We start from the raw sequence: 12,850 nt of genomic DNA, 5'->3' as shown, positions 1-12,850 counted from the left end.
TTCCTTGCCCTGATCCCATCCCGAGCACGATGCGTGCATCAGGTAACCGTTGACGAAATTTGCACGTTTGCGTATATTCATGCACATTCCTGCACGTTTTAATTAAAATCCATGTCCGCCACTCTGCTCCTCAAACAACGCCACGCGCTGATCCAGCAACAATTGCATGCCGACGGCCGTGTGCTGGCGCTGGACCTCGCGCGCCAGCTCGACGTGTCCGAAGACACGATACGGCGCGATCTGCGCGAGATGGCGGCGGCCGGCCTGTGCCAGCGCGTGTATGGCGGCGCCCTGCCGCTGGCGCCCGATGGCGGCACCTTGACGCAGCGCAAACAGGAAGCGCCGGAACGCAAGGCGCGCCTGGCGCAGGCCGCCGTGTCCCTCGTGCGCACGGGCCAGGTGCTGTTTCTCGATGCGGGCTCGACCAACCTGGCCATCGCCGGCGCCTTGCCGGAGTTGGCGCTCACTGTCATCACCAATGCGCCCGCGATCGCCATGGTGCTGATGGAACGCCCGGAAATCGAGCTGATCATGGCTGGCGGCCGGGTCGACCGCCGCGCCGGCGCCAGCCTGGGTCCACAAGCGCTGCGCACGGTCGAGCGCATGCATCCCGACCTGTGCTTCCTCGGTGCCTGCGGTGCCGATGCCGACACGGGCGTGACGGCGTTCAACTATGACGAAGCCGAGTTCAAGCGCAGCATCGCCGGCGCCAGCAAGGCCGTGGTGGTGGCCGTCACCAGCGACAAGCTGGGCACGGCCGCGCCCTTCGGCGTGCTGGCCACGGGCCTGCTGCAGCACCTGGTGCTCGAAGCCGATGCCGACGCTGCCCACGTGGCCGCATTCGAACGGCTGGGCGTGCAAGTGTTGCGCGCCCGCGCCTGATTTTTCCACCCCGACCTTGAAAAGCTTACCCATGCACCTTACCGGCACCCTGCAACAACGCGCGACGCGCCTGGTCTTCTTCGCCGCCGGCCTCGGCATGGCCGCCTGGGCCCCCCTGGTTCCCTATGCCAAGTCGCGCCTGAGCCTCGATGAAGCGACGCTCGGCATTTTGCTGCTGTGCCTGGGCGCCGGCTCGCTGTGCGCGATGCCGTTTACGGGCATGCTCACGGCCCGCTTCGGCTGCCGCAAGGTCATCGTCGGCGCCGGCCTGCTGCTGACCGCCATCCTGCCCGGCCTGGCGCTGGCCGCCACGCCGCTGCAACTGGGCCTGGTGCTGCTGGTGTTCGGCGCGGCCATGGGCACGTTTGACGTGGCCATCAATATCCAGGCCGTGATCATCGAAAAAGCCAACGGCGGCGCCATGATGTCGGGTTTTCATGCGCTGTTCAGCGTGGGCGGCTTTGCCGGCGCGGCCTGCATGGCCCTGCTGTTGTGGCTGGGTCTGACGCCGGCCTGGTCCTGCGCGGTGGTGATGCTGCTGCTGTGCGGCGTGCTGGGCGCGGCGCAAGGCCATCTGCTGCCGACGGTGTCCGCCTCCGGCGAAAAGACGCCGCTGTTCGTCATGCCGCATGGCGCCGTCATTTTCATCGGTCTGCTGTGCTTTATCGTCTTCCTGGCCGAAGGCGCGATTCTCGACTGGAGCGCCCTGTTCCTGACCACCACGCGCGGCGTGGAAGAAGCCAAGGGCGGTCTCGGCTACGCCGCCTTCGCCATCGCCATGACGGTGGGCCGCTTCACGGGCGACAAGGTGGTTACACGCTTTGGCGGCAAGCGGGTGCTCACTTTCGGCGGTCTGTGCGCGGCGGCAGGCTTCTTCCTGGCCGTGCTGGCGCCGCATGCCAGCCTGGCCATGGCCGGCTTCGTGCTGATCGGTCTGGGCGCGGCGAACATCGTGCCCATCCTGTTCACGGCGGCGGGCCAGCAACATGCCATGCCGGCCAGCCTGGCGGTGGCGGCCATCACCACCATCGGCTATGCGGGCATCCTGGCTGGTCCGGCCGTGATCGGCTTCGTGGCGCACGCGACCAGCCTGAATATCGCCTTCGCCATGCTGGGCGCCGCCCTGCTGCTGGTGGCAGCCAGCGCGCGCCTGGTGGCGCCGGCCAAACAACGTTCCTGATCCTCCTTCTGCCTGTCGGACGATGCTAAAAAAGCGCCGCCCGACAGCGCCCAAATCGGCTCAACGGGCCTGCGGCATGGTAAGCTTCGACCCCGCGCACATTGCGGGTGCCACGCACTTACCCCATCCTGCCACTTATACCCGTTTATACATCTATGGATCTCATTCTTGCGCTAAAAGCCATCATCATGGGGCTGGTCGAAGGTTTTACCGAATTCTTGCCGATTTCGTCCACAGGACATCTGATCCTGGCCGGCAGCCTGCTCGACTTTACCAAGGATGTCTCGAAAGAAGTCATGGGGGTATTTGAAATCGCCATCCAGGCAGGTGCCATTCTGGCCGTGTGCTGGGAATACCGTGCACGCATCGCCTCGGTACTGGGCAGCCTGACCACCAAGTGCAGCTCGCGCATGTTCGTGCTGAACCTGGCAATCGCCTTTATTCCCTTGGCCGTGCTGGGTTTGAAATTCGGCAAAAATATCAAGGCGCTGCTGTTCAATCCTGTCGCGGTCGCGACCGCCTTCATTATTGGCGGCATCATCATCCTGCTGGTGGAACGCCGCGCGCGCAACAATCCGGTCGCGGTACGCATACATACGGTCGAAGATATGAGTCCGCTTGATGCTCTTAAGGTCGGCTGCGCCCAGGCGTTCGCGCTGATTCCCGGCACCAGCCGTTCCGGCTCGACCATCATCGGCGGCATGCTGCTGGGACTGTCGCGCAAGGCCGCCACCGAATTTTCGTTCTTCCTGGCCATCCCCACCCTGCTGGCGGCCACCTTCTACTCGCTGTACAAGGCGCGCGACATCCTGTCGGTCGCCCACGTGCCCCTGTTCGGCCTGGGTACCGTGGCCGCCTTCATTTCCGCCTTCCTGTGCGTGCGCTGGCTGCTGCGCTATATCAGCTCGCACGACTTCACGTTTTTTGCCTGGTACCGCATTGTGTTCGGCTTGCTGGTATTGGCCAGCGCCCACTACGGCTGGGTTGTTTGGGCAGAATAAGGCACTATGAATCAAGATCTTAACCAGCGCGCGCTGCACCTGCTGCAAACCGTTTTCGGCTACCCGGCCTTCCGCGGCCAGCAAGCCGACATCGTCGACCACGTCAGCCATGGCGGCGACGCGCTGGTACTGATGCCCACGGGCGGCGGCAAGTCGCTGTGCTATCAGATTCCCGCGCTGCTGCGCGACGGCGTCGGTGTCGTCGTCTCGCCGCTGATCGCGCTGATGCAGGACCAGGTGGACGCTTTGGCCGAAGTGGGCGTGCGCGCCGCCTTCCTCAATTCGACGCAAACCTACGAAGAAGCGAGCCGCATCGAGCGCCTGGTGCGCACGGGCGGCATCGACGTCGTCTACGTGGCGCCCGAGCGCCTGATGACGCAGCGCTGCCTTGACCTGTTCCAGGCGTCGAAGATCTCCCTGTTCGCCATCGACGAGGCGCACTGCGTAGCCCAGTGGGGTCACGACTTCCGTCCCGAATACATCAAGCTGTCGGTGCTGCACGAGCAGTTCCCGGACGTGCCGCGCATCGCGCTCACGGCCACGGCCGACCCGCAGACGCGCGCCGAAATCGCGCTGCGCCTGCAGCTGGAAGACGCGCGCCAGTTCGTCTCGTCCTTCGACCGTCCGAACATCCGCTACCAGATCGTGGAAAAGGCAAATGGCCGCAAGCAGCTGCTCGACTTCATCAACACGGAACACGCGGGCGACTGCGGCATCGTGTACTGCCTGTCGCGCAAAAAGGTCGAAGAGACGGCGGAATTTCTGAACCAGAGCGGCATCCGCGCCCTACCCTACCACGCCGGCATGGAGTACGCCAAGCGCAGCGCCAACCAGGCGCGCTTCCTGCGCGAGGAAAACATCGTCATGGTCGCCACCATCGCCTTCGGCATGGGCATCGACAAGCCCGACGTGCGCTTCGTCGCGCATCTTGATCTGCCGAAAAGCATCGAGGGCTATTACCAGGAAACGGGGCGCGCGGGCCGCGACGGCATGGCCGCCAACGCCTGGATGGCGTACGGCTTGCAGGACGTGGTGCTGCAGCGGCGTATGATCGACGAATCGGAAGCGGACGACACCTTCAAGCGCGTGCTGGGCGTGAAACTCGACGCCATGCTGGGCCTGTGCGAAACGCTCAGCTGCCGCCGCATGCGATTGCTCGAATACTTCGGCGAACCGGCTTCGCCGTGCGGCAATTGCGACACCTGCCTGGTGCCGCCCGTGTCCTTTGACGGCACCGTGCCCGTGCAAAAACTGCTGTCGGCCATCTACCGTGTCGACCAGCGCTTCGCCGGCGGCCATGTGATCGACGTGCTGCGCGGCGTGGAATCGGAACGCATCAAGACCTGGCACCACGATTCGCTGTCGGTCTTCGGCATCGGCTCGGACCTGGGCGAAGCGGAATGGAAATCGATTTTGCGCCAGGCCATCGCGCTCGGTCTCGTCTCGGTCGACCATGAACAATACAGCTCGCTGAAACTGACGGACGCCTCGCGCCCCGTGCTCAAGGGCGGCCAGAAAGTGCAGCTGCGCCAGTACCAGAAGCCGGCGAAAACCAGCAAGCGCAGCACCAGCGTGGCGAAGGGTTATGTCGAGACGGACTTGTCCACCAGCGAGCAGGCGATCTTCGACAAGCTGCGCTGGTGGCGCGTGGAGACGGCGCGTAGGCACAACGTGCCCGCCTACGTGATTTTCGTCGACGCCACCCTGCGCGAAATCGCCAAGGCCAAGCCCACCTCGCTCGAGCAAATGCGCGGCGTGAGCGGCGTGGGCGAGAAAAAACTGGCCTCGTACGGCGACGAAATCGTCGCCATGATCCTGGAGATGATTTAATGGAAGCACTCTCGCCCGACCTGATTTACCAGGCCGTAAAAATCCTCGGCGCCCAGCCTGACGCCGAAGACGCGGTGGAAGCGCAAGTACGTACGCTGGTGCAGGACGACCTCACCGTTCGCCGCCTGGCCGACGTGGTGCCGGAAGCCTTCGGCCTGGTGCTGGCCTCGCACCTTCCCGGCGCCGAAAACATGACCTTGCCCGACACCTTCCGCGCGCAGGACGAGGACGGCGAATGGGTGGAGTTCCCCTTGCGCCGCGAGCCGATCTTTGTCGTCGCCGCGGATATCGCCCAGCATACTTTCCACAACGGCCCGCGCGCCCTGATAAAAAATCTCGCCGACCGCAGCTCCTTGCTGTCGGCCATCAACAAGGCCTTGAACGCGGGCGGCTCGCTCGATGGCACGACCCTGGGTCCGCCCTCCTTCTTCGGCCTGCCGGCATCGCTGTACCGGCCGGCGGCATCGGCCGAGACGCCCTGACCACTCCACCTAGCCCCTGCCCTTGACAAGAGAACGCCGCCGCGATGGAAACCAAATGGCTGGAAGACTTCATCTCGCTCGCTGAAACGCATAATTTCAGCCGTTCCGCGGCCCTGCGCCACGTGACCCAGCCGGCCTTTTCGCGGCGCATCCAGTCGCTGGAAAACTGGCTCGGCATCGACCTGGTCGACCGCACCTCGTACCCGACGCGGCTGACGCCCGCTGGCGCCGTGTTCTACGAGCAGGCGCTGGAAATGCTGGGGCAGATCAACGGCGTGCGCGCCCTGTTGCGCGGCAAGCGCGCGGCCACGCAAACGAGCGTCGACTTCGCCGTGCCGCACACCCTGTCGCTGACCTTCATGCCGAAATGGCTGACGGCGCTGGAAGAAGGTTTTGCGCCGATCAACAGCCGTTTGATGGCCCTGAACGTGCACGACGCCGTACTGCAGCTGGTCGACGGCGGCTGCGACCTGCTGCTGTGCTATCACCATCCGCGCCAGCCGGTGCAGCTCGATCCGGGCCGCTACGACATGCTGGTGATGGGCCGCGAAACCCTGCGCGCGTATGCGCGCTGCGGCCAGGACAAGGTGCCGGACTTCGTCCTGCCCGGCAGCGCCAGGGAGCCTCTGCCCTTCCTCTCCTACACCAACAACGCCTACCTGGGGCGCATGGTGGAACTGCTGCTGGCCGACGCCAAGGCGCCCCTGTTCCTGGAAACCTGCTACGAAACGGACATGGCCGAAGGCTTGAAAATGATGGCGCTGGAAGGCCGCGGCATCGCCTTCCTGCCCGAATCGGCCGTCATGCGCGACGTCAAATACAAGCACCTGGCACGCGCCGACGGCGGCGCGCCTGGCTGGGAAATCGAGCTGGAAATCCGCTTGTACCGCGAGCGCCCGTCCAGCCTGCGCCCCGGCAAGCAGATCGTCGAAAGCCTGTGGCAATACCTGGTGCAGGTGCAGGAAAGCGCCGCGCGCGGCGGAAAAAAACGCCGGCGCGCGGCTGTCACCGCCATTCCATCCTGACCTCCTAACTATGCAATAAATGCATAACCGGATGCGCACAAAGCATTGGCCGGGGCATGAGGCTATCGCCTACGATGCGGTTCCGCTGCGCGCAACTCAATTGATTGCGCCTACCACAGCATTTTTGAATGCCAGGAAAAATCGTAGCGAGCGGCAGTGATTTGTGGCCGAGAAGCGCAGCTGTACCAAGGTACAGCGAGCATCGCCGGCCGCAAAGCACGACGCGCAGTAGATTTTTCGGCATTACACCACCGTTTTGTCCAGGAGCTTATCAAGCATGACCAGCAAGCACGCACTTCCTTCCTACCTCAATCCTGAAGACCTGGGCCCATGGGGCGTCTACCTCGAGCAGATCGACCGCGTCACGCCGTACCTGGGCAACCTGTCGCGCTGGGTGGAAACGCTGAAGCGTCCAAAGCGCATCCTGACGGTCGACGTGCCTATCGAGCGCGATGACGGCACCATTGCCCACTACGAAGGCTACCGCGTGCAGCACAATCTGTCGCGCGGCCCGGGTAAAGGCGGCGTACGCTTCCACCAGGACGTGACCCTGTCGGAAGTGATGGCCCTGTCGGCCTGGATGACGGTCAAGAACGCGGCGGTCAACGTGCCATACGGCGGCGCCAAGGGCGGTATCCGCGTCGATCCGAAGACCCTGTCGCGCAACGAACTGCAACGCCTGACCCGCCGCTACACGAGCGAGATCAGCATGATCATCGGACCGAACAAGGATATCCCGGCGCCGGACGTCAACACGAATGAACAAGTCATGGCGTGGATGATGGACAGCTACGCCATGATCGGCGGCAATATGTCGACCGGCGTGGTGACGGGCAAACCGATCTCGCTGGGCGGCAGCCTGGGTCGCCGCGATGCGACGGGCCGCGGCGTGTTCGTCGTCGGTTGCGATGCGGCCGCCAAGGTCGGCATGTCGCTCGAAGGCGCGAAAGTCATCGTGCAAGGTTTCGGCAACGTGGGCGGCGTCGCTGCCCGCATGTTCGCTGAAGCCGGCTCGAAAGTGGTCGCGGTACAAGACCACAAGACCACCGTCGTGCATTCCGGCGGCTTGAACATCCCGCAATTGCTGGCACACGTGGCCGAAGTGGGCAGCGTCGAAGGCTTCCCGGGCGCCGAGGCATTCGTGCCGCGCGAAGATTTCTGGGGCATCGATTGCGACATCCTGATCCCGGCCGCGCTGGAACAGCAGATCACGGCCGAACGCGCACAAGTCATCCGCGCCAAGATCATCCTGGAAGGCGCCAACGGTCCGACCCTGCCTGCAGCGGACGACATCCTGACCGACCGCGGCGTGCTGATCGTGCCGGACGTGCTGGCCAACGCCGGCGGCGTGACCGTCAGCTACTTCGAGTGGGCGCAGAACTTCTCGAGCTTCTTCTGGACGGAAGAAGAAATCAACAGCCGCCTGACCCGCATCATGCGCGAAGCGTTCGACGCGGTATGGCAAGTGTCGCAAGAGAAGAAAGTGTCGATGCGTACCGCCACCTTCATCCTGGCGTGCACGCGCGTGCTGCAGGCTCGCGAAGTACGCGGCCTGTATCCATAATGGCTGCCTGAGAAAATGCCTGGGGCGTTGTTGCCTGCCCCTCGCCGTACTGGCGTACTGTCTTCGGGGCGGCGCCTAGCCCCCGACATTTTTCAGGCGCCATTGCGACCTTTGACGCCATTGGTTTAATGGCGCTCAAAAAAAATCCCGCCACACTAACGTGTGAGCGGGATTTTTTGTATATCGCGGACTTTTTTTACGCGGTACTACGCCGCGTAGCCTTGCGGATTCTGGTACTGCCAGCGCCAGTGGTCGCGGCACATGTCGTCGATATTTTTCTGCGCTTGCCAGCCCAGCAATTGCTTCGCCTTGTCGGCCGAGGCGTAGCAGCTGGCGATGTCGCCGGGGCGGCGCGGCACGATCTCGTAGGGAACCTTGCGGCCGCTGGCGGCCTCGAAGGCGCGCACGGTGTCAAGCACGCTGTAGCCGTGACCCGTGCCCAGATTGACGGTAAAGCCGCCCTCGGTGGAGAACAGGCGGTTCAGGGCGGCCACATGGCCCAGCGCCAGGTCGACCACGTGGATATAGTCGCGCACGCCCGTACCGTCCGGCGTGTCGTAGTCGTTGCCGAAGACGGCCAGCCGCTCGCGGCGGCCGACGGCCACCTGGGCGATGAAAGGCATCAGATTGTTCGGGATGCCGGCCGGATCTTCGCCGATCAAGCCGCTGGCATGCGCGCCGACGGGATTAAAGTAGCGCAATACACCGACTTGCCATTGCGCATCGGCATGCACGAGATCGGCCAGGATCTCCTCGACCATCAGCTTCGAGCGGCCATACGGATTGGTCACGGACAGGCGCGACGATTCCACGATCGGCAAGGCTTCCGGATCGCCATACACGGTGGCCGACGAGCTGAACACAAAACGCTTCACGTTCGCCGCCGCCAGCACTTCCAGCAGCGCCACGGTGCCCGACACATTGTTGTCCATGTACATCAGCGGCTGGGCCACGGACTCCCCCACGGCTTTCAAGCCGGCGAAATGGATCACCGCATCGATGGCATGCTCGCGCAAGACGGCGGCCATGGCCGTGCGGTCGCGCACGTCCGCTTCATAGAAGGGCACGCTTTTGCCGGCAATGCGCTCCACGCGCGCCATCGCTTCGCGCGCGCTATTGCACAGATTATCCACCGCGACCACCTCAAAACCGGCAGCCAGCAATTCGATACAGGTATGCGAACCGATGAAACCGGATGCGCCGGTCACGAGTATTTTCTTGGACATAATATCAATCAATGCAAAAAAGATAAGACTAGCGGAATTTCCCCGCTTTGCCAAGCCCGCACAAGGCTGCGCAAGTAATAAAAAAGCCCGCCGCATTGCTGCGGCAGCCTTCATTTTTATGCAAATGGCAGGGGTGGGCAAGCCGCCATAATGCGTTTATTTCTTGATGAACACCAGATCCCACACCCCATGGCCCAGCTTCAAACCGCGGTTTTCAAACTTGGTCAGCGGACGATATGCCGGTTGCGGCGCATAAGCATCGGCGCTATTGCGCAGTTGCGGCTCGGCGCCCAGCACGTCCAGCATTTGCACCGCGTAATCTCCCCAATCGGTGGCGCAATGCAGATAGCCGCCCGGCGCCAGGCGGTCGGTCAATTGCTTGACGAATGGCGACTGGATCAGCCGACGCTTGTTGTGGCGCGCCTTGTGCCATGGATCGGGGAAGAACACGTGGATGCCGGCCAGCGAATTGGCGGGAATCATGTGCGTGAGCACTTCCACCGCATCGTGCTGCAGCAAGCGCAGATTCGTCAGCGACTCTTCGCCGATCAGCTTCAGCAGGCTGCCCACACCGGGCGTGTGCACTTCGACGCCGATGAAATCTTTCTCCGTCATGGCTTTGGCGATATGCGCCGTCGTCGCGCCCATGCCAAAACCGATTTCCAGGATCACGGGCGCCTTGCGGCCGAACACCTGCTCGAAGTCCATGGACTCCTTGGCGAATGGCAACAGGAACTGCGGCCCCAAGGTCTCAAGCGCGCGCGCCTGCGCGACAGACAGCCGTCCCGCGCGGGTGACGAAACTGCGGATGCGGTGTTCGGTCGGATCGTACATCATCGGCCGCGCCGGGCCGTTTGCTGGGGTATCAGAAGACATGGGAATGGAGAAATAAGTAGCCGCGCCGCATCAAGCCAGGCGCCAGCGAAAAATGGAGCGGGTGAAGGGAATCGAACCCTCGTCGTAAGCTTGGGAAGCTTCTGCTCTACCATTGAGCTACACCCGCGAAGCCTGCATTTTACGCGGCTTTCACCGCTATTGGCAACGTTACAGCATGGTTGCTGTGATCGAAAATGAGATGGCCGATTTCACCGAGGTGTGATGGCCGCTGAATAAATCATCACATTGCTCATCAATCATGATCAGGCTGGGTTGCTTGGCGGTATCAAGTATCGCAGTGCCACAGTTCAAGGAAGCGCACGATGAAATCTGACGCACGCTATTGTGCAATCACGTGCTGAGCGATTACCCACTCACTGCTCGCTGCTCGATAATTTTTATCTCGCTGCCTGGCACTCTAGCACACCTCTCCCACCTATAACTCTTTTACTTTACATTATCGATTCGATGGAATCTAAAAGAATTAATATCACCCCTAAGAGGCTTAAAAAACAAAAAAATTGCCGCACGGAACTTTTTTTGTTAAAATTTATGTGAGTTTTTTAGAAACAAACGAATTTTTAAAGAAAATGAAAATAATTAATATCTATCCCAAAATTGCAAAATACACACTACTAACTCTTTTGTGTTCTCTGGTCATATTAATCGTAGCTTTTGCTATTTGTAAAAATTTTGAAAATACTGAAAAATTCACCGGTGCTGTATTTCTAATTATTTTTGCACTTGGAATTCCAGCCTCGCAGACATTTAAGTTTTTTCATGGTGCTGTCGAAACAGTATCTAAAGAAAATGGGGTAATTGATGACCCAGTTTTGAAGATAAAGATAGCGCATCTACTAGAAAATTTTAATGAAGAAGTACAAGTTGGTCGATACACATCTGCCGAGGTCAATGCATTTGCTATTTCATCTTTATCTGGAAGAAAGAATTTGATCGCATTTTCTACAAGACTACTTACAATTGCAAATGATCAAGAATTGAAAGCAATGGCTGCGCACGAGATTGCTCACTTAAAAAATGGTGACTCGCAAAACAAGACTTATATTCTTGCTTTTCATGAGGCACTACGTGTATATCCAGAATTTCTTTCAAAACTAGGCCGCCAGCTATTGGGAATGATTGTGATCTCAGCGATTTTTATTGGGGCGGTCTTGTTGACGGCTGTTGCCGTTTTTCAAGGCAGCGCATATGTATTTGATATAGCGCTCAAATGGATATGGATGTGTTTAAAACTTTCTATGTGGCCTGCCGCCATGATTGGATTTTTTTATTTCTTAAACTATGCATTGAGGCGAGCGTGGTTTTCCTATAGTCGGGAAAGGGAATTTGTGGCAGATGCAGATGGAGCTGCTATGACATCTGTGCCGGAAATGATATCTGCCTTAACTTTATTGTCCGATCCCGCCCCTCAAATGACAAGTGTATTTGATACGCATCCGCCACTTAACGAAAGAAAAACCCGACTTCAAAACATGACTAAAGTCTAGATTAATGGCAAGCGACATAATATTGCAATCCCATCCTTAGTCGCGCTTACCCAATGCCACAAAGACCCTTAATATCTGTTTTGTACGAGGTTGAATTTATATCAAAAATCTATGTATTGACCTCGACACGTTCATCATAGCTGCGTGTCTAATAGATTTAAGCTTCTTTTTAATATCTGAAATATATGTTCATGTCGAAGGAACATGATTTTTCCACGTTACATTTGGATAGTATTGGAAAATTCGCGTAAAGTATGATCTGCAACCACACTACAAGGAACACACATGACCACGTATCAAGAATACACCGCCAAGATCGCAGAACTGCAAGAACTCGCAGAAGCGGCACGTAAGAACGAACTCGCAGGTGCGAAAGCACAAATCGCTGCCATCATGAAGCAGTATGGCCTGAGCATCGACGACCTTCGGGAGACCAAAGCGAAGGCTGTCAAAGCTCCAAGTACAGTCCCTGTGAAGTATCGCAACGATGTAACTGGCGAGACCTGGACAGGTCGTGGCCGTTCGCCAAAGTGGCTGGAAGGTAAGGATAAGAATCAGTATTTGATCAAGTAATTCACGGATACTGACCAGACTTCATCTGACATTGACTGTCAGATGAGTTGAAGTTCTTGCTGGCCACTACGGGCCTATACAGGCAACTCAATATTTGGAAAGAAATGGGATTGAATGTCTAACTGTTATAATGTGCACTGGTATGGGCCGCATTCATTGGATCACGTCGAAGTCCTCGATGATCCCAATCTTGTGCTCTATATGCTCTGCGGTACGCACGGGATGTATGGCAAGAACGTACCTCTGTATATCGGGAAAACGTTGCGTACAGTTTCTGCGCGCGTGAAAGAACATTTGTGGATAGGCCATGAGCCTGACCCGGTTCAAGTTTATGCAGCAGCAGTTAGCAGAAAATTTTCTCGCTGGGATGAGATACAAAACGACATTGAGTATCCCCCACCCGAAAATTCGATAGTAGAGCGCCTTGAAAGTCTTCTAATCTATGCTCACCAACCAGTTTACAATGCTCGCTCAAAAGGTAATGTAGGACTCGTAGAAAATGATTTTGTAATTTTCAACACTGGCCGACGGTCGACACTTCTGCCAGAGGTTTCAACGATGTACTGGTATCGTTAGAATTATCTGCGTAGGGATAGAGTCGTCTCGTGACAAGCACGAGCGTTCAATGAGATGCAACGAAGATTTGACTTACCGTTATCATTCGTTTTTGTAGCGGATTGCCTCTCATCAGATGCTTACTGTT

11 protein-coding genes and 1 tRNA gene are annotated in these 12,850 nt (G+C 58.9%); 9 read left to right on the top strand and 3 right to left on the bottom strand.

What is annotated here, in order from left to right; translation table 11 throughout:
* Positions 1-111: 111 nt before the first annotated feature.
* The 7 genes from CSQ95_RS07505 to CSQ95_RS07475 all read left to right on the top strand — a co-directional run bounded on the left by CSQ95_RS07505 (position 112) and on the right by CSQ95_RS07475 (position 7,964).
* Entirely contained in the window at positions 112-882 is a 771-nt protein-coding gene (locus CSQ95_RS07505) for a DeoR/GlpR family DNA-binding transcription regulator (RefSeq protein ID WP_099409039.1), read from the top strand.
* 31 nt (positions 883-913) lie between these two features.
* On the top strand, positions 914-2,062 hold the full coding sequence (locus CSQ95_RS07500; RefSeq protein WP_099409038.1) for an MFS transporter: 1,149 nt from the start codon (positions 914-916) through the stop codon (positions 2,060-2,062).
* Positions 2,063-2,217: 155 nt separating this feature from the next.
* The gene (locus CSQ95_RS07495; RefSeq protein ID WP_099409037.1) at positions 2,218-3,063 is read left to right on the top strand and encodes an undecaprenyl-diphosphate phosphatase; all 846 of its coding nucleotides are present in this window, start codon (positions 2,218-2,220) and stop codon (positions 3,061-3,063) included.
* Positions 3,064-3,069: 6 nt separating this feature from the next.
* Complete coding sequence (gene recQ / locus CSQ95_RS07490) at positions 3,070-4,893, top strand: DNA helicase RecQ (RefSeq protein WP_099409036.1); 1,824 nt, start codon at positions 3,070-3,072, stop codon at positions 4,891-4,893.
* Complete coding sequence (locus tag CSQ95_RS07485) at positions 4,893-5,375, top strand: hypothetical protein (protein WP_099409035.1); 483 nt, start codon at positions 4,893-4,895, stop codon at positions 5,373-5,375. Before recQ ends, CSQ95_RS07485 begins: the two co-directional genes overlap by 1 nt.
* A gap of 44 nt (positions 5,376-5,419) precedes the next feature.
* On the top strand, positions 5,420-6,400 hold the full coding sequence (locus tag CSQ95_RS07480) for a LysR family transcriptional regulator (protein ID WP_099409034.1): 981 nt from the start codon (positions 5,420-5,422) through the stop codon (positions 6,398-6,400).
* A 277-nt stretch (positions 6,401-6,677) separates the two neighbouring features.
* Complete coding sequence (locus CSQ95_RS07475) at positions 6,678-7,964, top strand: Glu/Leu/Phe/Val dehydrogenase (RefSeq protein ID WP_070220497.1); 1,287 nt, start codon at positions 6,678-6,680, stop codon at positions 7,962-7,964.
* A 206-nt stretch (positions 7,965-8,170) separates the two neighbouring features.
* Here the strand turns inward: CSQ95_RS07475 and galE are convergent, their stop codons facing one another.
* From galE to CSQ95_RS07460, 3 genes are all read right to left on the bottom strand, one after another.
* Positions 8,171-9,190: a UDP-glucose 4-epimerase GalE gene (gene galE, locus CSQ95_RS07470; RefSeq protein WP_099409033.1), complete on the bottom strand. Its 1,020-nt coding sequence runs from the start codon at positions 9,188-9,190 to the stop codon at positions 8,171-8,173.
* Positions 9,191-9,346: 156 nt separating this feature from the next.
* A complete protein-coding gene (trmB, locus tag CSQ95_RS07465) occupies positions 9,347-10,027 on the bottom strand; it encodes a tRNA (guanosine(46)-N7)-methyltransferase TrmB (protein ID WP_099409032.1) in 681 nt (226 codons plus the stop codon).
* A 92-nt stretch (positions 10,028-10,119) separates the two neighbouring features.
* Positions 10,120-10,193: transfer RNA gene (locus tag CSQ95_RS07460), tRNA-Gly, on the bottom strand.
* Positions 10,194-10,620: 427 nt separating this feature from the next.
* Between CSQ95_RS07460 and CSQ95_RS07455 the strand changes: the two genes are divergently transcribed.
* Together CSQ95_RS07455 and CSQ95_RS07450 are read left to right on the top strand one after the other, a co-directional pair.
* Positions 10,621-11,574, top strand: coding sequence for a M48 family metalloprotease (locus CSQ95_RS07455; protein WP_143449915.1), 954 nt, complete (start codon positions 10,621-10,623; stop codon positions 11,572-11,574).
* A 285-nt stretch (positions 11,575-11,859) separates the two neighbouring features.
* Positions 11,860-12,147: an H-NS family nucleoid-associated regulatory protein gene (locus CSQ95_RS07450; protein WP_099409030.1), complete on the top strand. Its 288-nt coding sequence runs from the start codon at positions 11,860-11,862 to the stop codon at positions 12,145-12,147.
* Positions 12,148-12,850 lie beyond the last annotated feature (703 nt).

The organism is Janthinobacterium sp. BJB304, from assembly GCF_002735765.1.
GTDB lineage: Bacteria > Pseudomonadota > Gammaproteobacteria > Burkholderiales > Burkholderiaceae_D > Janthinobacterium.
Note: the sequence above shows the minus strand (reverse complement) of the source record. Positions and strands in the feature narration are given on the sequence as shown.